The organism is Erwinia sp. GW821-FHT03D09, from assembly GCF_059420805.1.
Genome location: NZ_JBWKUK010000007.1, coordinates 1 through 20,112, shown reverse-complemented (window position 1 = coordinate 20,112; position 20,112 = coordinate 1). Strand labels below are relative to the sequence as shown.

Below are 20,112 nucleotides of genomic sequence, written 5' to 3'. Positions count from 1 at the left end.
AAGCCGAGTTCACTTTGCATCTCACAGCGGTAAGTTTAGCCGATATACAGAAAAAATCTTTTTTATCAGCGTGATATCAGGCAACTTCCCGCATCGTATGCTTATCCAGCACCAGCCCCACCTGATAACCCGCCGGATGCAAATCGTCCACCGAGCGGTTCAGCACGTCCACCAGCAGCTCAACGTCGCCGACCTGAACCCGGTAGCGAATGACGTTGCCCAGCAGGCTATGGCTGATAATTGATGCCGGTATCCCCTGATCTGGCGGGCACAGCATCATCGATTCGGGGCGGATAGCCACCTGACCGCTGAACCGCTGGCCGGTCAACTGCAGCGCCTGATCGGGGCTGAGCAGATTGTAGTTGCCCATAAATCCGGCAGCGAACAGATCGGCGGGCTGGGTGTAAAGCGCCTCGGCGTTGCCACTCTGCACGATTTTTCCCTTGTTCATCAGCACAATCCGATCGGACATCGTCAGCGCCTCTTCCTGGTCGTGGGTGACGAACAGCGTTGTCAGATTCAGCTCCTGCTGAATACGGCGGATCTGATCGCGCAGATGGCGACGGATACGCGCATCCAGCGCAGACAGCGGTTCGTCCAGCAGCAGCAGGCGCGGCCGCGTGACCAGCGAACGCGCCAGCGCCACACGCTGACACTGGCCGCCGGATAGCTGATGCGGATACCGGCGGGCAAAATCGTTCAGCTCAACCAGATCCAGCGCGTCCGCCACCCGCTGCTGGATCTCGGCGGCGGGCAGTTTCTGCATTTTCAGACCAAACGCGACGTTGCGTTCAACGGTCATATTGGGAAACAGCGCGTAGCTCTGAAACACCATGCCGATAGCGCGCTTCTGCGGCGTCACCGGCACGATATCCTCTCCCCGCAGCAGAATACGGCCGCTATCTACGGTGGTCAGCCCGGCAATGCAGCGCAGCAGCGTCGATTTACCGCAGCCGCTGGGTCCTAAAAGCGTCACCAGTTCGCCTTCGTCGGCGCTGAATTCAATATCCTGAAAGATGCTGGTCGGGCCATAGCTCTTATTCAGTTGGGTCACATTCAAATACGACATCTTCAGCCTCGTTCACGATTCAGGGTATTGGCCAGCCAGGTGACCAGCAGGACAACGACGAAATAGGAGATCACCAGCGCGCTGCTGAAGTGCCCGCTGCTGTTACGCACGTTATAGAGGTAAACCTGTAGCGTTTCATAACTGGTGCCGACCAGCAGGTTAGCGAAGACAAACTCACCGATCAGGAAGGAGAACGAAAGCAGCACGGCAATCGTCGCGCCTTTGCGCAGATTAGGCAGTACCACCAGTAGCGCCGCCTGCCAGGTGCTGGCGCCCAGCAGGTGGGCGGCATCGATTAGCTCGCGCAGGTTAATCGCCTGCATATTGTTGGCGATGGCGCGGTAGATAAACGGCAGCGCGATGGTGAAGTAGCAGCCGATCAGAATCCACGGCGTGCCGGTCAGCATCAGCGGCGGCGATGAGTAAAGTTGCAGCAGCCCCACTGACGACACCACTGGCGGAATGGCAAACGGCAGCAGGATCAGGATATTCATCACCGCATCGAGTTTCGGGAAGTAGTAAGCGATCACAAACATCGTCGGCAGCACCAGCAGCAGCGAGAACAGCAGCGATCCCAGGCAAATCAGCAGCGAATGCCCGAGTGCGACGAGGAAACGCGGATCGCTCCACAGCTGAATCAGCCATTTGAAGGTTAAGCCGTCGGGCAGAATCGTTGCACCCCAGCGGGTGGCCAGTGCGTAAAACAGCGTGGCCACCAGCGGCAGCGCGAGGATGATAAACACCAGCCAGACAACAATCCTGTGGTAAACGTATTCACTTTTCGACATCGTTCCTCCTGCCTTAGCGCGCATACTGGTAGCTGCGGCGCACCATCCACTGATGAACCACGGTGATGATCGACATCAGCACCACCAACAGCATCGCCAGCGCGCTGCCCATATTAGGGTCGAGCGAAACGTCGCCGGAGACCAGCGCCGCGATACGTACCGGAATGACGTTATAGTTACCGGTGGTCAGCGCATAAATCGTGGCGTAGGCGCCCAGAGCGTTCGCCAGCAGGATCACGAAGGTGCCCACCAGCGCCGGGGTCATTACCGGCAGACCGATGTGCCGCCAGTAGCGCCAGCGGCTGGCTCCCAGCAGCGCGGCCGACTCCTGCCACTCCTTTTTCAGCCCGTCAAACGCCGGATAGAGCAGTAGAATACCCAGCGGGATCTGGAACCAGGTGTAAACCACAATCAGCCCGTCGGTGGAGTAGAGCTTAAAACCCTGCATGATTTCGTATTTACGCATCAGCAGCGTCAGGCAGCCGTTCAGGCCGAGCAGGATCACGAAGGCAAACGCCAGCGGCACACCGGCAAAGTTGCTGGTCATGTTGGTAAAGGACATCAGAAAACGGTGCAGCCTGCCGCCGCCGAGCTGGTGCAGCGAATAGCCGCCCAGCAGCGCGATGATCAGGCCGTACACGCTCGACCAGAATGAGATATCCAGCGAGAAGCGTATCGCCTGCTGGTAAAACGTCGAGGTGAGGATGTCGGTGTAGTTGGCCCATCCCCAGGCCTCGTTCATTTCGCTGTAAAAGCTGTTAACCGCAATCCAGACCAGCGGCGCGATCTGAAACGCGATATAGAACACCGCGAACGGCAGCAGGCAAAGCAGCGCAAGCCCCTTTCCTTTCGTCATGCGAGCTCCCCGGACCGCAGCAGCGGTGTACAAACTGGCTTATCATGCGGTACGCCGAGGATCTGGCACAGCGTGCCGCACAGCTCGGTTTGCTTCGGCGCGGCGTCTGCACACAGGGAAAACGCTGAACCGAAGACGAACAGCGGCACCTCAGTCTCTTCCGGCAGGATACCGCCGTGACTGCGGTCGTCGTTCATACCGTGATCGGCAGTGACGATAACCTGGTAGCCCTGGCGCAACCACTCCGGCATCCACTGTGACAGATAGCCGTCGGCCATGCGCGCGCGGTTACGGTACTGCGAGGAAGAGAATCCGTGCTTATGCCCGGTATCGTCGATGTTCATCGGGTGGATCAGCAGAAAGTCGGGCTGATGGTTCAGCCGCAGGCTTTCGGCATCTTCAAACAGGTGCGAATCGGGATAGACGTCATCGGAATAAAAATGGCCATACTGGATCGGCAGCTCGACGGCTGTCGTATGGCGATCGCGAGCGGGTACAAACGGCGTGCGGTTATACAACTCGCTGACCCAGTGATAGGCGGCCGCCGCGGTGGTCAGGCCGCCCTCACGGGCATAGTGAAAAATGCTTTGCTGCGTGCTCAGACGGCTCACGCCGTTGTGAATAATGCCGCTTTTCACCGGCGTAATGCCGGTAAGAATGCATTCATACAGCGGCCGCGAGAGCGATGGTAGCTCGCAGGTGATCTGATAGCGCTGCCCGTTACCCTGCGCGCATTCCGCATGAAGATAGCCCATCGCATCGCGCGCAACCTGAAAGTTAAGACCGTCCAACACTACCAGAATCGTTTTCATCGTCTGACCTTATTGCTTCATGTTAATGATGACGTTTTCCTGCCACATGCGCGGCAGCGCTTTCGAGGCTTTATCCCAGGCGGCCTGGTCGGCAACCGGGTGAGCGTTTTTGTACTCGCTGGCCGGCAGCAGTTTGGCCTGTACATCTTCCGGCAGGGTCAGATGCTCGGCGCGGATTGGACGGGCGTAGCCGCGCGCCAGGTTGATCTGACCGGCATCGGAGAAGATATATTCACGTGCCAGCTTGGCGGCGTTCGGGTGTTTAGCGAATTTGTTGATGATGGTGGTGTAGCCGGAAGTGATGGAACCGTCGGATGGGATCACCACTTCAAAGCGGCTGCGGTCAATCTGATCGCGGTAGTTCAGGCCGTTAAAGTCCCAGACCACGGCAACCTGGATTTCGCCTTTTTCAATGTTGGCAATCACCGGATCGGTCACGCCCAGACGGCCTTCTTTCGCCAGATCGCTAAAGAAATCCAGCGCAGGTTTCAGGTTCTTCTCGTTGCCGCCCAGCGCATAGCTTGCCGCCAGTACGCCGTTCGCCGCCTGTGCAGCGATGCCGACATCGCCGATGGTAACGACGTATTTGCCTTTTTTCAGGTCGGCCCAGCTGTGCGGGATATCCTTCACCTGGTCTTTATTGATAATGAAAGCGATGGTGCCGGTATAGGCCAGCGCCCAGTGGCCGTCTTTATCTTTCGCCCAGTCAGGAATTTGATCCCAGGTGCTCGGTTTGTAAGGCTGGGTAACGCCCTTCTGCACGGCTAACGGACCAAATGAAGCCCCCACGTCACCGATATCGGCGCTGGCATTGCTTTTTTCAGCGGCGAATTTGGCAATTTCCTGCGCGGAGGACATGTCGGTGTCGCTGTGCTTGATGCCGTACTTGCTGGTGATATCTTCCCAGGTGCCTTTCCAGTTAGCCCAGCTGTCTGGCATGCCGACGCTGTTGACCTGACCTTCCGCGCGGGCGGATTTTTCAAGCGCTGCCAGATCGGCGTCGGCCGCCCAGCTGCTGGCCGAAAACGACACAACGATGGCACTTGCTAACACGGATGCGAACAAAGATTTCATACTGATGCTCCAGGTGATAGGGTTAATGGCCTTCTGGACTAGTCCAGCAAGAACCGAGCCAATCTAACCTGGCACAGTGAATGTTTTATGACAGCGCGCGCAGGCTGTGGACTAGACCAGCAACGCCTGCCAGGATCGTAAGTGGTATGGAAAGACGGGCTGCGCGCGATTTATGTGCAGACTCGCACTAATTTGAGGCGCTGATGTGATGAAATCATTAACTGTGGATGTCATTTGCCGGTCGCTGGCCGCCCGTATTCGCCAGGGCGACTTCGCCGACAGCGGACGCCTGCCCGCCGAACGCATCCTGAGCGAGCAGTTCTCCACCACGCGCATTACGCTGCGCGAGGCGCTGGGCCAGCTGGAAGCGGAAGGCATGATTTATCGCGAACTGCGCCGGGGCTGGTTTATAGCCCCGCCGAGGCTGGCCTACGATCCGCTGTTGCGCAGCCACTTTCACGCGATGGCCGAACGCCAGGGGCGCAGCGCCCGTACCGAGGTGCTGGATGCGCAGACGGTGGCAGCAGATGCAGGGCTGGCGGCACGGCTGGAAATGCAGGAGGGGGAGGACGTTTACCGTATCCGTCGCCTGCGGCGGATTGATGAGCGCGCAGTGCTGTACGTGGAGCACTATCTGAATCCGCGCTATTTCCCACGGCTGCTGGAGCACGATTTAACGCGCTCGCTGACCCAGCTTTATCAGGAAGAGTACGGCATTCGCTATGGCCGTGTGGGCTTCACCATGCTGCCCGCGCCGCTGCCAACCTTTGCCGCACCGGCGCTGAAAGTGGCGGCGGGCAGCCCGGCGCTGTTTATCACCCGGTTGAACCGTGACCAGCATGACCGGGTGATAGACTGCGACTGCGAATACTGGCGCTACGATGCGCTGTATATTGCCGTTGAGGTGGATTAGTCCGCGTCGTAACCCAGGTTCGGTGCCAGCCAGCGCTCCACTTCAGTCACCGACATGCCTTTACGCTTCGCATAATCTTCAATCTGATCGCGCTGTAGCTGGGCCACGGCGAAGTACTTGCTATCCGGGTGGCTGAAGTACCAGCCGGACACCGCCGCGCCGGGCCACATAGCGAAAGATTCAGTAAGCTTCATGCCAGTACGTGCTTCCACATCCAGCAGCTGCCAGATCGTGGCTTTTTCGGTGTGTTCCGGGCAGGCCGGGTAGCCCGGTGCGGGGCGGATGCCCTGGTAGTTCTCGCGGATCAGCTCTTCGTTGCTCAGGTTTTCGGTGGCGGCAAAGCCCCAGATCACCTTACGCACCCGCTCATGCAGGTATTCGGCAAAGCCTTCGGCCAGGCGATCGGCCAGCGCTTTAATCATAATTTTATTGTAGTCGTCGTGCTGCGCATCGAAGGCTTCCGCCAGCGCATCCTCTTCCAGCCCGCCGGTCACGGCAAACGCACCAAGGTAATCGGCTTTTCCGCTGGATTTCGGCGCGACATAATCGGCCAGGCAGTAGTTCGGGAAGTCCGTTTTTTCTGTCTGCTGACGTAAGTGATGACTCACTTGCAAAACTTCGGTGCGCGACTCATCGCGGTAAATTTCTACGTCATCCCCCACGCGGTTAGCCGGGAAAATCCCCACCACGCCGCGCGGATTGAGCGTACCGTCGGCGCTGAGCTGGTCCAGCATGGCGTTAGCGTCGGCAAACAGACGTTTCGCCTCTTCACCCACAATTTCATCTTCCAGAATGCGCGGATATTTCCCCGCCAGCGACCACGTCATAAAGAACGGCGTCCAGTCGATGTAGTTACGCAGGGTTTCGATGTTAGCGCTCACTTCGCTTACGCCCAGCCGGTGCGCTGGCGGTGGGGTGTAGTTATCCCAATCGAAGCTGAAAGCATTATCGCGTGCTGCCTGCAGGCTGACCGGCGGCGTTCGCGGCTTTTTACGCGCGTGCTGGATGCGCACGGTGTCGTACTCTTTCCGCGTGCGGGCGACAAAATCGTCGTATTGCGTCGCCGACAGCAGAGACGACACCACGCCGACGGTGCGCGAGGCGTTCTGCACGTAGACCGTCGGGCCGCTGTAGTTCTGCTCGATCTTCACCGCCGTATGCGCCTTCGAGGTGGTTGCTCCACCGATCAGCAGCGGCAGGGTAAAGCCCTGGCGCTCCATCTCCTTCGCCACGTTGACCATCTCATCCAGCGACGGCGTGATCAGCCCGGACAGGCCGATAATATCGGCGTTGACCTCGCGGGCGGTTTTGAGGATTTTGTCACTCGGCACCATCACGCCAAGATCGATAATTTCGTAGTTATTACACTGCAGCACCACACCAACGATGTTTTTACCGATGTCGTGCACGTCACCCTTCACCGTCGCCAGCACGATTTTACCGTTGGTGCTGCCCTTCTCTTTGCTGGCTTCAATATAGGGTTCCAGATAGGCCACCGCCTGCTTCATCACGCGGGCGGATTTCACCACCTGCGGCAGGAACATTTTGCCTTCGCCGAACAGATCGCCGACCACGTTCATGCCGGCCATCAGTGGGCCTTCGATCACTTCAATCGGACGAGTCGAAAGTTGGCGAGCGGCTTCGGTATCTTCTTCAATAAACTCGGTGATACCTTTCACCAGCGAGTATTCCAGACGCTTAGCCACTTCCCAGCCGCGCCACTCGGCCTGCTGCTTGTTGCTGTCGTCATCGGCTTTGCTGCCGCGATACTTTTCCGCCAGTTCCAGCAGGCGCTCGGTGCCGTCGTCGCGGCGGTTCTGCACCACGTCCTCGACCGCTTCTCGCAGGTCGTCGGGCAGATCGTCATAAATCGCCAGCTGACCGGCATTCACAATGCCCATATCCATCCCGTTACGGATGGCGTGATAGAGGAATACGGCGTGAATGGCTTCGCGTACCGGGTCGTTGCCACGGAAGGAGAATGACACGTTAGACACGCCACCGGAGATCATCGCGTGCGGCAGTTCGCGTTTGATGTCTTCACAGGCGCCAATAAAGTCCATGGCGTAGTTGTTGTGCTCTTCAATGCCGGTGGCCACCGCAAAGATATTCGGGTCAAAGATGATATCTTCCGGCGGGAATCCCACCTCTTCGGTCAGCAGTTTGTAGGCGCGGCGGCAGATTTCGATTTTTCGCGCGCGGGTATCCGCCTGGCCGACTTCATCAAAGGCCATCACCACCATCGCGGCACCATAACGGCGCACCAGCCGCGCGTGATGCAGGAACGGCTCTATGCCCTCCTTCATCGAGATGGAGTTCACGATGCCCTTACCCTGGATGCACTTCAGCCCTTTTTCGATCACCTCCCACTTCGAGGAGTCGATCATAATCGGTACGCGGGCAATATCCGGCTCGCCGGCGATCAGGTTAAGGAAACGCACCATCGCCGCTTCGGCATCGAGCATCCCTTCATCCATGTTGATGTCGATCACCTGCGCGCCGCTTTCCACCTGCTGACGGGCGACATCCAACGCTTCGTTGTATTTTTCTTCTTTGATCAGCCGCTTAAACTTCGCCGAACCGGTAACGTTGGTACGCTCGCCGACGTTAACAAACAGCGAATCGCCACGGATATTCAGCGGTTCCAGCCCGGAAAGGCGGCAGGCAACCGGCACCAAAGGCAGCGGGCGCGGAACCACGCCCTCGACGGCCGCCGCCATCGCGGCAATATGTTCCGGCGTGGTGCCGCAGCAGCCGCCAACGATATTCAGGAAACCGGCCTGCGCCCATTCGCCGATCTGGTCCGCCATGGTTTTGGCATCCAGATCGTATTCGCCAAAGGCGTTTGGCAGACCGGCGTTAGGGTGAGCTGACACATAACCTTCAGCGATGCGCGACAGCTCGGCCACGTACTGGCGCAGTTCGTCCGGGCCCAGCGCACAATTCAGGCCGAATGAAAGCGGCTCTGCGTGGCGCAGCGAGTTGTAGAAGGCTTCGGTTGTTTGCCCGGAGAGCGTACGGCCGGAGGCATCGGTAATGGTGCCGGAGATCATCAGCGGCAGCGCTACGCCCAGCGCCTCGAATTCCGTCTGTACGGCAAAAATCGCCGCCTTGGCGTTCAGGGTATCGAACACCGTTTCAATCATGATGATGTCTGAACCGCCCTCCACCAGCGCACGGGTCGATTCGCGGTAGGCTTCCACCAGCTGATCGAAAGTGACGTTACGGAAGGCCGGGTCATTTACATCCGGGGAAATCGAGCAGGTGCGGTTAGTCGGGCCTAATACCCCGGCAACGTAGCGCGGGCGCTCCGGCGTTTTTGCGGTCCATTCGTCGGCGCAGGCGCGCGCCAGTTTCGCCGCCGCGTAGTTAATTTCTGCCGACAGCGATTCCATCTGGTAATCAGCCATGGCAATGGTGGTGGAGTTAAAGGTGTTGGTTTCCAGGATGTCCGCACCGGCGGCAAGATAGCCGTGATGGATCTCGCTAATAACATTGGGTTGAGTCAGCACCAGCAGGTCGTTGTTACCTTTCAGGTCGCAGGGCCAGTCGGCAAAGCGCGTACCGCGGAAATCATCTTCTGCCAGCCGGTAGCTCTGGATCATGGTTCCCATGCCGCCATCCAGCAGCATGATGCGTTTCGCCAGCTGCTGGTGCAGCGCTTCAATTCTGTTGCTCACCACTCTTGCCCCTTCACTCGTCGCCTGCTGGCGCCACTGCCAACACGTCATACTGGCACAACTTTTACGTGGGTAACAGCGATGGCGGATGAGACATTTTCAGATCAATAAGCTACTGATCCGACCAGATCGCAACGCGTTGCATTATTAGCCAATAAAACGAAAATGATTTCCATATGGTGAAAAATAAAGGACTCAGATATGGCTACCCCCGTCCCGGTTAAACGCGGCAAGAAACCCCGTACTGCCAGCGCCCAGGCAGCACAACCTGCTGGCCAGGTTCAGTCATTAACCCGCGGCCTCAAGCTGCTGGAGTTCATTGCCGAGTCCCACGGCAGCGTGGCGCTGACCGAACTGGCCCAGCAGGCCGGGCTGCCCAACTCCACTACACACCGATTACTGACCACCATGCAGCAGCAGGGATTTGTGCGCCAGGTGGGTGATTTAGGCTTATGGACCATCGGCGCGCACGCGTTTGTGGTGGGCAGCAGCTTCCTGCAAAGCCGTAACCTGCTGGCGCTGGTGCATCCGATGCTGCGCAGGCTGATGGAGGAGTCAGGCGAAACGGTAAACCTGGCGGTACTGGATCTTAGCGATCATCAGGCGGTGATTATCGATCAGGTGCAGTGTACCCAGCTGATGCGTATGTCGGCCCCGATTGGCGGCAAGCTGCCGATGCACGCCTCCGGCGCGGGTAAAGCGTTCCTGGCCAATCTCAATGAGAAGCAGGTGACCGAGCTGCTGCACCGCCAGGGGCTGCATCACTACACGCCGAAAACGCTGATGTCGCCGCAGAGCCTGAAAGATAACCTGGCACAGACGCGCAAAGCGGGCTATTCCTTTGATGATGAAGAGCATGCGCTGGGATTACGCTGCGTTGCGGCCTGCATTTACGATGAGCATCGCGAACCGTTTGCCGCACTGTCGATTTCCGGCCCGATTTCCCGTATCACCGACGATCGTGTGACCGAGATCGGTGCGATGGTGATCAAAGCGGCAAAAGAGATCACCCGCGAATACGGCGGCAGTCACTGACCGATCGCCAACGCAGTCTATTGATGATTTTTCAACGCTGGGGGTTTTAGATGGATAAGGATGTTCAGTATCAACTGATTTGTAAGGGCAATCTGCGACAGATACGGGTTTGCGCCCGATCTGCGACGTCTGCAGACAACAGGAGGAACCGGTCCAATGACTGAATCACGCCGGTCCCTCGATCGACGCCTGGTCAGCGCGCTGCTGGTCACCGTTTGCCGCTTACTCACCGGCATTCGTTCCCGCTGGCACAGCGAGCCCGCGCCGGAAAAAACCCGCATCTATTATGCCAACCACAGCAGCCACCTCGATGGCCTGGTGATTTGGGCCAGCCTGCCGCCGCAGATGCGCAGCCAGGTTCATCCGGTGGCGGCGGCGGACTACTGGCTTGGCTCCCGCCTGCGGCGCTATCTGGCGTTGCGGATTTTCGGCGCAGTATTGGTTGAACGCCGCCCTGCCGGTGAGCGTGAGGCGAAACCGGCAGAGGCGTACACTGTGGATATCATCACGGATATGCAGCGCGCCAGCGCAGAACGGGCCCACAGCGAAGGCGGCAGCACGCTTCCGCAGCAAAAGCCGGTTGAGGCAGAGGGTGCGATCCTGCCCGTACCGGAGCGTGAAGAAAGCAGTTCAACGATGAGCAAGGATGTTCTGCTGCCGCTGAAGCAGGCGCTGGACAGTCAGCACTCGCTGATCCTGTTCCCCGAAGGTACACGCGGCAGCGGCGAGCAGCTCAACAGTTTCAAGAGCGGCCTTTATCACCTCTCCAAAGCCTATCCGCACGTCGAACTGGTTCCGGTTTGGCTGGATAATCTTAACCGGGTGCTGCCTAAAGGGTCGCGACTGGTGGTGCCGATTATCTGTAGCGCCACCTTCGGTGTGCCGCTGCCGGGTGCGGAAGACGGGGAAGACAAACAGGCTTTTCTGGCAAGGACTAAAGCCGCACTGGAGGCGATTGCACCATGAAAATCTGGGATTCTGAACTGAGCTGGCTGCTGTGCGGCCTGTTTGGCCTGCTGCTGGTGGCCAGCATCATTGGCGGCGTGCTGGCAAAGTTTAAGCAGAATGACACTATCGCCAACCTGAACGCGCGCATTCGCGCCTGGTGGGTGATGTGTATTATCTCCGTACTGGCGATGACGCTTGGTCCTGTTGGTTCAACGGTGCTGTTTATGCTGATGTCGTTCTATGCGCTGCGGGAGTGTATTACTCTGCTGCCGACGCGCCGCAGCGATCATGAGGCGCTGTTCTGGTGCTTCTTTGTCATCCTGCCTTTGCAGTACCTGCTGGTCGGCATTGAGTGGTACGGCGTGTTTGTCATCCTGATCCCGGTTTACGCCTGGCTGTTTATTCCGGCCCGGCTGGCGCTGGCGGGGGATACCAGCCACTTTCTGGAACGCGCCGCCAAAATTCAGTGGAGCATGATGATCGCCGTTTACTGCATCAGCCACGCTCCGGCCCTGCTGATGCTGCAGATCCCCGGCTATGAGCAGCAGAATATCAAGCTGCTGCTGTTCCTGATGATTGTGGTGCAGATTTCTGACGTGCTGCAGTATGTGTTCGGCAAGCTGTGGGGCAAGCGCCCGATTGTGCCGAAGCTCAGCCCGAATAAAACGGTCGAGGGCTTTGTCGGCGGCATCCTCAGCGCCAGCCTGGTCGGCATGGGGCTGTGGTGGATAACGCCCTTTGCGCCGTGGCAGGCGTTTCTGATTTCACTGCTGATCACCCTGCTCGGCTTCCTGGGCGGCCTGTGCATGTCGGCAATCAAGCGCGACCGGGGCGTGAAGGATTTCGGTGCCATGCTTGAGGGGCACGGTGGCATGATGGATCGCATCGATTCACTCTGCTTCGCCGCGCCGGTATTCTTCCACGTGGTGCGCTACTTCTATACCTGATTTTCAGCACGCCTGGCCGAGCTGGCCGTCGCCGTAGCGCTGGCAAAAGCGCTGCCGACGGCGGTAGGCAAAGACATCTTCAATGTGTCCGTTACGTATCCGCTGCTGTAATTCGCGCCAGAAGTCGGCGCGAAACAGTTCACCGTGCATATCGTCAAACAGCCGCGCTATCTTTGGGTCTGCGCAGAGGTAGTGGCGAAACTCTTCCGGGAAAACATCCTCCGGTGCCACGCTGTACCACGGCTCATGGCTCAGTTCGTCTTCCGGGTAGCGCGGCGGTGGAATGTCGCGGAAGTTCACTTCGGTCATATAGCTGATTTCATCATAGTCGTAGAACACCACGCGTCCGTGGCGGGTGACGCCGAAGTTTTTATACAGCATATCGCCAGGGAAAATGTTGGCTGCCGCCAGCTGCTTCACCGCGTTGCCATACTCTTCAATCGCATCGTGCCGCTGCCGATCGTCGGCCTGTTCCAGCCACAGATTGAGCGGCGTCATCCGGCGTTCCATATACAGATGGCTGATGATTAACATCTCCCCCTGCTGCTGTAGTTTTTCCGGCACCTCATGCCACAGCGCAGCCAGCAGATCCGGGCTGAGCCTTGCCTGCTCAATGGCGAAGTTTTCAAACTCCTGGGTGTCGGCCATGCGACCAACGCGATCGTGCTCTTTGACCAGCTGATAGCACTGGCGAACTCGCTGCGGCGTGACGTCCTTCTGCGGCGCGAAGATGTCTTTAATCACCTTAAACACCCGGTCAAACCCCGGCAGCGTAAACACCAGCATCACCAGCCCCGGCACGCCGGGGGCGATAACAAACTGTTCGCGGGTAGCGGCCATGTAGTTGAGGTATTCCCGGTAGCTTTCCGTTTTGCCGTGCTTCTGGCAGCCAATCGCCATATACAGCTCGGCGGTGGTTTTCCCCGGCAGGATCTCCCGCAGCCATTCCACCAGCGCGGCAGGCAGCGGCGCATATACCATGAAATAGGATCGGGCAAAGCCGAAGACGATACTGGCTTCGCGGTTGCGGGTCAGGCAGGTATCGATAAACAATTCGCCCGCGTCGCTGCGGTGGATGGGCAGCAGGAACGCGCATACCCCGGAAGGGGTGCGCAGTTTAGCCACCAGCCACGCCGCTTTATTGCGGTAAAACAGCTCGTTGGCGACCTGTAACGTTGCCTGCTGCAGGTCGCTTTCGCTGAAGTTTTCCCGCAGATGGCTGATGATAAAAGTGATATCCCGCGCCAGATCCTGCCACGGCAGGCGCAGTGGCAGATCGTGCAGCAGGCGATTCAACAGCGGCTGCCAGCCTGCCGACGCGCTGAACTCCCGCGCCAGCGGCCGCGGAATCGTACGAAAGCGCCGCTCGGGCTGGGAGCTGAAAATAAACAGCCGTTCTGGCGTCAGCGCCTGATGGCTGAACAGACGGCAGTAAACGGAGTTGAAGAAGCTTTCGGCAATTTCAAAACGCGGATAGTCCGGCAGCAACCCGGTGTAGATGCTTTTTACCTGCTGCAGGAGGTCGCGATCTTCAGACTGCGTACCGGTGATGCAGCGCAGCTGTTCAACAACCAGCCCAACGTGGTGGTCGTAAAGATGGATACGCGCTTTCATCGCCTGCTGCACCGCCTGCCAGTCGGCCTGCTCAAAGCGCTGCTGGGCACCGGCGGTAATTTCCAGAAAGCGGCCGTACTGGGCATCGAACCCCTGCAGGATAGTCTGGGCTATCAGCGTTTCCCTCTCCGACATCGCTCACCTCATTAACCGGCTAAACATGTTGTGGCGGGCCAGATAGCCCGCCCGCTTATCAGAACTGATCTTCTTCGGTAGAACCGGTCAGTGCGGTGACGGAAGAACTGCCGCCCTGGATAATGGTGGTCACGCGGTCAAAGTAGCCGGTCCCCACTTCCTGCTGATGGGAAGAGAAGGTGTAGCCTTTGTCGATAGCGGCAAATTCAGGCTGCTGTACTTTTTCCACGTAGTGGCGCATTCCCTCCCCCTGCGCGTAGGCCTGCGCGAGGTCAAACATGTTGAACCACATGCTGTGAATGCCCGCCAGCGTGATAAACTGGTATTTGTAGCCCATGTCCGACAGCGCCTGCTGGAACTGAGCGATGGTGCGATCGTCGAGGTTCTTCTTCCAGTTAAACGACGGCGAGCAGTTGTAGGCCAGCAGCTTGCCCGGGAAGCGGGCGTGAATGGCTTCGGCAAAGCGTCGCGCCTGGTCGAGATCCGGTTTTGACGTTTCGCACCACACCATATCGGCATACGGCGCATAGGCCAGTCCGCGGCTGATAGCCTGTTCGATCCCGGCTCGGGTGCGATAGAACCCTTCCTGGGTGCGTTCGCCTGTGACGAATTCACGGTCGTACTCGTCGCAGTCGGAGGTGATCAGATCGGCGGCGTCGGCATCGGTGCGGGCGATCAGCACCGTGGGTACGCCCATCACATCCGCAGCCAGCCGTGCGGCAACCAGCTTCTGTACGGCTTCCTGGGTTGGCACCAGCACTTTACCGCCCATATGCCCACACTTCTTCACCGAGGCCAGCTGGTCTTCGAAGTGTACCCCTGCTGCACCTGCCTGAATCATTGACTTCATCAGCTCAAAGGCATTCAACACGCCGCCAAAACCGGCTTCCGCATCGGCCACGATCGGCAGGAAATAATCCACGTAGCGCGGATCGCCCGGATCAATGTCGTTGGCCCACTGGATCTGATCCGCACGCTGGAAGCTGTTGTTGATGCGTTCAACCACCGACGGCACAGAGTTCACCGGGTAAAGAGACTGGTCCGGGTACATGCTGGAGGCCAGGTTAGCGTCGGCGGCCACCTGCCAGCCGGAGAGGTAAATCGCCTCAATGCCGGCTTTCGCCTGCTGTAATGCCTGGCCGCCGGTCAGTGCACCGAGGCTGTTAACGTAGCCTTTTTTCGCGCCGCCGTTGAGCAGTGCCCACAGTTTTTCAGCGCCCTGCTGTGCCAGCGTACAGGCCGGATTGACCGAGCCGCGCAGTTTTACCACCTCTTCCGCGCTGTAAGGGCGGGTAATGCCTTCCCAACGTGCATCGCGTCGGGATTGTTCGATTTGTTGGATCTGTTGGGTACGTGAGGTCATAGCAATGTTCCTTGTCAGGTTCAGGGAAGTAAGCGGTAGCCGGGTAACGTCAGGAATTCAACCAGTTCAGATTCGGTCGTGATACGCTCCATTAATGCTGCGGCCTCTTCAAAGCGCCCCTGCTCGAAGCGCTGGCCGCCGAGTTCTTCGCGGATGACCAGCATCTCTTCGGTCAGCATCTTGCGGAACAGTGCTTCGGTCACGACTTCACCGTTTTGCAGGGTTTTGCCGTGGCGTATCCACTGCCAGATGGAGGTACGGGAGATTTCCGCCGTAGCGGCATCTTCCATTAGCCCGTAGATCGGCACGCAGCCGTTACCGTTAATCCAGGCCTCGATGTACTGCACCGCAACACGAATATTGGCGCGCATTCCTGCCTCGGTACGCTCACCGTCGCAGGGTGCCAGCAGCTGTTCGGCGGTGGTGGCGGCGTCCTGTTCACGCGTTACGTGCAGCTGGTTGAGCTCGTCGCCCAGCGTCTGGTTAAAGACCGCCATCACCGTATCCGCCAGGCCAGGATGGGCAATCCAGGTGCCGTCGTGGCCGTTGCTGGCTTCGCGCTGCTTGTCGGCTTTCACCTTGTTCAGCACCCACTCGTTGCGCTCCGCGTCTTTACTCGGGATAAAGGCCGCCATGCCCCCCATGGCGAATGCGCCTCGGCGGTGACAGGTTTTGATCAGCAGTCGCGAGTAGGCATCAAGAAAGCCCTGATCCATGGTGACCGACTGCCGATCCGGCAGAACGCGGTCGGGATGGTTTTTTAGCGTTTTGATGTAGCTGAAGATGTAATCCCAGCGGCCGCAGTTCAGGCCCACGATGTGATCGCGCAGGCTCCAGAGGATCTCATCCATCTGAAACACCGCTGGCAGCGTTTCGATCAGCAGCGTGGCTTTGATCGTACCGCGCGGCAGATCGAAACGATCTTCGGCGTAGCTGAACACCTCACTCCACCAGGCGGCTTCCTGATGGCTCTGCGTTTTTGGCAGGTAGAAATAGGGGCCGCTGCCTTTTGCCAGCAGCGCTTCTACGTTGTGGAAGAAGTAGAGGGCGAAATCAAACAGGCTGCCCGGGATCGCTTCTCCCCGCCAGGTGACATGTTTTTCCGGCAGGTGCAGGCCGCGCACGCGGCAGATCAGTACCGCCGGATTCGGCTTCAGCTGGTAGATCTTACCCGCCTCATTGCTGTAGCTGATGGTGCCGTTAACCGCATCGCGCAGATTGATCTGCCCGGCGATCACTTTGTCCCAGCTTGGGGCCAGTGAATCTTCGAAATCGGCCATAAACACGTTGACGTTGGCATTCAGGGCGTTGATCACCATCTTGCGTTCAACGGGGCCGGTAATTTCCACCCGACGGTTCTGCAAGTCCCGCGGAATGCCGCGGATCTGCCATTCACCTCTTTTAATGGAATCCGTTTCCGAAATAAAATCAGGCAGCTCACCATCGTCAATTTTACGCTGAGTTTTCGCACGTTCTGCCAGCAGCGCGTTGCGCTTTGGCGTGAAGTGCGTCACCAGTTCGGTAAGGAAATCGACCGCTGCACCCGTAAGAATTTCGCGTTCCTGCTGGCCAGGCTGGCGCTGAAAGGTGAGTTCCGCGCTGATTAGCTGTTGTGTCATACCCCTGCTCCTGTCAGTTTCGTCCGCCTGGCGTGACGATCGTTAAGTGGACAATCTTTAACCCGCAGGATCAAAATATAAACAGATAATTTTCAAAATCAAAAACTATTTCCATTTTAAATATTAAATGATTTTAATTGATTGATTTTAATGTGAATAAAAATATTTAAAGATAGGAAGGTGTTTTCATCATGATTTTTAGCACGTGACGAAATGGATCGATTCAGCAGATAGTCACGGGAAAGGTTGGATTACGGTAGGGGGAAATGGCAATGAAATGAAGGTAAAGATCGACCCGCCCCCAGGAATACGCTTAACGATTATACCTGCGATCGGGTGAGGTGAAATTAGTCCAGCGTTGGGTTCATATGACGAAGATCGAATGGTGTTATCTGGTAGACGTAGTAGTTTAACCAATTTGAAAACAACAGGTTGCCATGACTTCTCCAACTCGCGCTTGGCGGAAGCTCGGGGTTATCCTGCGGGAAATAGTTGTAGGGGATTTCAGGGTTAAGCCCCGCATCGTAGTCGCGGTGGTATTCCCCCGAGAGCGTCAACGCATCGTATTCAGGATGGCCGGTAACGAAGGCCAGGCGTTTATCCTTGCTGGCAAACAGGTAAGCGCCGGTTTTTTCAGATTCGGCAAAGATTTCCAGATCGGTGTAATCACGCAGGATCTGCGCCGGGAAATCGGCATAGCGCGAATGTGGCGCCAGGAACGTGTCATCAAAACCCCGCGTCAGCAGCGCGTGGGGATGAAGGATCTGATGTTCGAATACGCCGGATAATTTGTTTTCCCGCGTCTGCTTCGGGATACCGTAGAGGATGTTTAACGCGGCCTGTACCGCCCAACAGACAAACAGCGTGGAGGTCACGTGCTCACGCGCCCAGTGCAGTACCTGCTGGATCTGCTGCCAGTAAGCAACATCGCAGAAATCGACCAGCCCAAGCGGTGCACCGGTCACGATCAGCCCATCATAGTTATCGTGCTTGATGTCTTCGAAATTGCAGTAGAAGTTATTGAGGTGCTCGCTGGGCGTATTGCGGGACTCACGACTGTCGATACGCAGCAGCTGAATATCAATCTGTAACGGCGAATTGGAGAGCAGACGCAAAAACTGATTTTCAGTTTCGATCTTCTTCGGCATCAAATTCAGTACCAGCACCTTCAAGGGACGGATCATCTGAGTACTGGCACGAGTTGACGTCATAACAAAGACGTTCTCATTGCGCAGAAAACTCACGGCTGGTAATTCATCAGGTACCCTGATCGGCATGGTCAACTTCCTCACTACATACGTTTATACGTTTAGACATCCAGATGCCTGAAGATAGCGTGATGCATGGCAAAAGTCGAGTTGTTCATATGATAGTTGAAAATGTTTCAGGGTGGGGAGCAACCAGCGGATACCGTTGTTAGTTATCACGGTGATGATGCGATCGGAGCTGGCTACAAGGAAAACTCAGAAGTCGTAACTCAGGCGTACAAAATTCACATCGCCCAGCCTGTCGGTGCTGGAGGTAAACATGTGCTCATAATCGACGCTAAAACCATAGGCAAAACCAAGCAGCAGGCCCAGACCGTTATCGATGCGCTTATAGTCCCTGCCGCTGACGTATTCCAGGCGATCGCCCATAAAAAACGGCTGCACGGTTTTCAACCCTGCGCGATCGATATGAAAGTTGTAGCCAGCATAGTATTCAACGCCCCAGGCATTGCCGGCAAAGTAGTTATCCGTTCGGATCGATTGAGTTTGCAGGAAGTTTTTATACCAGCCGCCGCCAACAGCAAAGGTCCAGTTATCAGGCACCCAGCTAAGGGCCGCGCCCATAATATGCTGGTTATAGGTTTTATCATCGTCAGCACCGGGATGCTTAATGGTCGCACGCGTTTCATTCCACGCCATGCCCAGGCTGAGATCGTCGGCGATATGGTAGTCAAAACCCAGCGATCCTCCGCCTTTACGGCGATAATGCGTGCCGTCTCCCACGACATATTCGCTATCCGGAAATAACCAACCCGCATACAGATCGACGCTGCCGTAACTGTTTTTAAACTTCAGCTGCTTACGCGGGCGGTATGAACCGTCATAGGCCCCATTGATACCGACTCCTGATGCCTGGGCGAGCATATCATCATCCCAGAGGTCGGTTTTTGCCGCGACAATATCATAGTAGACGCTGGTTTGCTGGCCGATGGTCAGCTCCCCCATATCATCGGCCTTCAGCCCGGTGTAAAGCATACGCCGGGTAGTGTAGGTGCTGCCCTTCTCAAAGTGATTTTTCCAGTCAAACATCGCAGGCATGTTCACACCGACTTCATAATAGGTATACCAGCTGACGCCATCACGCAGATAATAGTCTGCGGCAAAGCCAAAGCGGGTTTGATTATCGCCATCATCGAAGCCATTTCGCTGATAGGAGCCTTTATCACTGCCGCCCATCACGTCATTGAACTGAGGCCGGATACTGCCATTTACGGAGAGATTGAGCCTGCTCAGCCAGTCCGGGTTGTCTCTATCCTGCTGTAAAAGCGTAATTTCCGCGCAAAGATCGCTATTCCAGCAGGCGAACATCAGCAGGCTGGCTTGGATGGCATATCTTTTTTTGGGTGTATTCATCTGTTCCTCAACTTCCCTTTTGAGGTTGATTGTCATAAGCCGTCTATTTTGGGTGAAAAGCGGGAGAATATCGGGGATATTTTGTGCGCAGATTGCGCCGGGAAGCATGTTCTGTCGCCAGTACGTACCGGTAACACGCTGATTTCCGTTCCACGGCGAGTCGTCAGGAAGAGATTTTTTTACGCGTAAACGCAAAAAGGCCATCCTTCAGGATGGCCTTCTGCTTTATCTGATGCCTGGCAGTTCCCTACTCTCGCATGGGGAGACCCCACACTACCATCGGCGCTACGGCGTTTCACTTCTGAGTTCGGCATGGGGTCAGGTGGGACCACCGCGCTACAGCCGCCAGGCAAATTCTTTCTGCCCTGTCCTGTGTCTTTTGTGCTGATACTGCGTTGGCTGCGTTCGCGTCGTTCAGTCACATACTTATGTATGCTTCTTCCCGCCGTCTCGCCTGCCGCCTTGTCTCAGCGCAAAATCCTTCGGACTTGTGTCCGCAGAACAGTGCTAAATTCTTTATCCGTCACAAGCTGAAAACTGTTCGTGTTGTCTCTCAACACTCACCAGAACGCTTCTGGTGTTGTAAGGTTAAGCCTCACGGGTCATTAGTACCGGTTAGCTCAACGCATCGCTGCGCT

The 20,112-nt window shown here is 57.1% G+C and carries 15 protein-coding genes and 1 rRNA gene; 4 read left to right on the top strand and 12 right to left on the bottom strand.

All coding sequences use genetic code 11. From position 1 onward, the window contains the following. Positions 1 to 76: 76 nt before the first annotated feature. From AC07U6_RS08235 to AC07U6_RS08215, 5 genes are read right to left on the bottom strand one after another with little or no spacing between them, the layout of a single operon-like run. Complete coding sequence (locus AC07U6_RS08235) at positions 77 to 1,069, bottom strand: ABC transporter ATP-binding protein (RefSeq protein WP_494764156.1); 993 nt, start codon at positions 1,067 to 1,069, stop codon at positions 77 to 79. Positions 1,070 to 1,071: 2 nt separating this feature from the next. Then, positions 1,072 to 1,857 carry an ABC transporter permease gene (locus tag AC07U6_RS08230; RefSeq protein WP_494764157.1) on the bottom strand — a complete coding sequence of 262 codons (786 nt, stop codon included), beginning with the start codon at positions 1,855 to 1,857 and terminating at the stop codon, positions 1,072 to 1,074. A 13-nt stretch (positions 1,858 to 1,870) separates the two neighbouring features. Then, positions 1,871 to 2,713, bottom strand: a complete 843-nt coding sequence (locus AC07U6_RS08225) for an ABC transporter permease (protein ID WP_494764158.1) — start codon at positions 2,711 to 2,713, stop codon at positions 1,871 to 1,873. Then, positions 2,710 to 3,525: an alkaline phosphatase family protein gene (locus AC07U6_RS08220; protein WP_494764159.1), complete on the bottom strand. Its 816-nt coding sequence runs from the start codon at positions 3,523 to 3,525 to the stop codon at positions 2,710 to 2,712. The genes AC07U6_RS08225 and AC07U6_RS08220 overlap by 4 nt, the downstream gene beginning before the upstream one ends. 9 nt (positions 3,526 to 3,534) lie before the next feature. Beyond that, the gene (locus tag AC07U6_RS08215) at positions 3,535 to 4,599 is read right to left on the bottom strand and encodes an ABC transporter substrate-binding protein (protein ID WP_494764160.1); all 1,065 of its coding nucleotides are present in this window, start codon (positions 4,597 to 4,599) and stop codon (positions 3,535 to 3,537) included. 208 nt (positions 4,600 to 4,807) lie between these two features. Between AC07U6_RS08215 and AC07U6_RS08210 the strand changes: the two genes are divergently transcribed. Beyond that, positions 4,808 to 5,512: a UTRA domain-containing protein gene (locus tag AC07U6_RS08210; RefSeq protein WP_494764161.1), complete on the top strand. Its 705-nt coding sequence runs from the start codon at positions 4,808 to 4,810 to the stop codon at positions 5,510 to 5,512. Here the strand turns inward: AC07U6_RS08210 and metH are convergent. Next, on the bottom strand, positions 5,509 to 9,192 hold the full coding sequence (metH, locus tag AC07U6_RS08205; RefSeq protein WP_494764162.1) for a methionine synthase: 3,684 nt from the start codon (positions 9,190 to 9,192) through the stop codon (positions 5,509 to 5,511). The two genes, AC07U6_RS08210 and metH, sit on opposite strands and share 4 nt — an antisense overlap. Positions 9,193 to 9,393: 201 nt before the next feature. Between metH and iclR the strand changes: the two genes are divergently transcribed. The 3 genes from iclR (at position 9,394) to AC07U6_RS08190 (ending at position 12,122) form a co-directional block, all read left to right on the top strand. Beyond that, positions 9,394 to 10,227: a glyoxylate bypass operon transcriptional repressor IclR gene (gene iclR / locus AC07U6_RS08200; protein WP_105595781.1), complete on the top strand. Its 834-nt coding sequence runs from the start codon at positions 9,394 to 9,396 to the stop codon at positions 10,225 to 10,227. Positions 10,228 to 10,383: 156 nt separating this feature from the next. Continuing rightward, a complete protein-coding gene (locus tag AC07U6_RS08195) occupies positions 10,384 to 11,193 on the top strand; it encodes a lysophospholipid acyltransferase family protein (protein ID WP_494764163.1) in 810 nt (269 codons plus the stop codon). Continuing rightward, the gene (locus AC07U6_RS08190; RefSeq protein WP_494764164.1) at positions 11,190 to 12,122 is read left to right on the top strand and encodes a phosphatidate cytidylyltransferase; all 933 of its coding nucleotides are present in this window, start codon (positions 11,190 to 11,192) and stop codon (positions 12,120 to 12,122) included. The genes AC07U6_RS08195 and AC07U6_RS08190 overlap by 4 nt, the downstream gene beginning before the upstream one ends. 3 nt (positions 12,123 to 12,125) lie before the next feature. On the opposite strand, the gene aceK is transcribed toward AC07U6_RS08190, so the two are convergent. From aceK to rrf, 6 genes are all read right to left on the bottom strand, one after another. Then, entirely contained in the window at positions 12,126 to 13,871 is a 1,746-nt protein-coding gene (aceK, locus tag AC07U6_RS08185; protein ID WP_494764165.1) for a bifunctional isocitrate dehydrogenase kinase/phosphatase, read from the bottom strand. Between the two features lie 58 nt (positions 13,872 to 13,929). Continuing rightward, on the bottom strand, positions 13,930 to 15,234 hold the full coding sequence (aceA, locus tag AC07U6_RS08180) for an isocitrate lyase (protein WP_494764166.1): 1,305 nt from the start codon (positions 15,232 to 15,234) through the stop codon (positions 13,930 to 13,932). Between the two features lie 20 nt (positions 15,235 to 15,254). Beyond that, positions 15,255 to 16,853, bottom strand: a complete 1,599-nt coding sequence (gene aceB, locus AC07U6_RS08175; RefSeq protein ID WP_494764167.1) for a malate synthase A — start codon at positions 16,851 to 16,853, stop codon at positions 15,255 to 15,257. Between the two features lie 347 nt (positions 16,854 to 17,200). Further along, positions 17,201 to 18,130 carry a homoserine O-succinyltransferase MetA gene (gene metA / locus AC07U6_RS08170; RefSeq protein ID WP_494764168.1) on the bottom strand — a complete coding sequence of 310 codons (930 nt, stop codon included), beginning with the start codon at positions 18,128 to 18,130 and terminating at the stop codon, positions 17,201 to 17,203. A gap of 186 nt (positions 18,131 to 18,316) precedes the next feature. Beyond that, complete coding sequence (locus AC07U6_RS08165) at positions 18,317 to 19,429, bottom strand: porin (protein ID WP_494764577.1); 1,113 nt, start codon at positions 19,427 to 19,429, stop codon at positions 18,317 to 18,319. A gap of 279 nt (positions 19,430 to 19,708) precedes the next feature. Next, a 5S ribosomal RNA gene (gene rrf / locus AC07U6_RS08160) occupies positions 19,709 to 19,824 on the bottom strand. Positions 19,825 to 20,112: the final 288 nt, after the last annotated feature.

Coding starts and splice junctions, on each gene's coding strand:
- AC07U6_RS08235 (WP_494764156.1), bottom strand. CDS start 1,069: ATGTCGTATTTGAATGTGACCCAACTGAATAAGAGCTATGGCCCGACC.
- AC07U6_RS08230 (WP_494764157.1), bottom strand. CDS start 1,857: ATGTCGAAAAGTGAATACGTTTACCACAGGATTGTTGTCTGGCTGGTG.
- AC07U6_RS08225 (WP_494764158.1), bottom strand. CDS start 2,713: ATGACGAAAGGAAAGGGGCTTGCGCTGCTTTGCCTGCTGCCGTTCGCG.
- AC07U6_RS08220 (WP_494764159.1), bottom strand. CDS start 3,525: ATGAAAACGATTCTGGTAGTGTTGGACGGTCTTAACTTTCAGGTTGCG.
- AC07U6_RS08215 (WP_494764160.1), bottom strand. CDS start 4,599: ATGAAATCTTTGTTCGCATCCGTGTTAGCAAGTGCCATCGTTGTGTCG.
- AC07U6_RS08210 (WP_494764161.1), top strand. CDS start 4,808: ATGAAATCATTAACTGTGGATGTCATTTGCCGGTCGCTGGCCGCCCGT.
- iclR (WP_105595781.1), top strand. CDS start 9,394: ATGGCTACCCCCGTCCCGGTTAAACGCGGCAAGAAACCCCGTACTGCC.
- AC07U6_RS08195 (WP_494764163.1), top strand. CDS start 10,384: ATGACTGAATCACGCCGGTCCCTCGATCGACGCCTGGTCAGCGCGCTG.
- AC07U6_RS08190 (WP_494764164.1), top strand. CDS start 11,190: ATGAAAATCTGGGATTCTGAACTGAGCTGGCTGCTGTGCGGCCTGTTT.
- aceK (WP_494764165.1), bottom strand. CDS start 13,871: ATGTCGGAGAGGGAAACGCTGATAGCCCAGACTATCCTGCAGGGGTTC.
- aceA (WP_494764166.1), bottom strand. CDS start 15,234: ATGACCTCACGTACCCAACAGATCCAACAAATCGAACAATCCCGACGC.
- aceB (WP_494764167.1), bottom strand. CDS start 16,853: ATGACACAACAGCTAATCAGCGCGGAACTCACCTTTCAGCGCCAGCCT.
- metA (WP_494764168.1), bottom strand. CDS start 18,130: ATGCCGATCAGGGTACCTGATGAATTACCAGCCGTGAGTTTTCTGCGC.
- AC07U6_RS08165 (WP_494764577.1), bottom strand. CDS start 19,429: ATGTTCGCCTGCTGGAATAGCGATCTTTGCGCGGAAATTACGCTTTTA.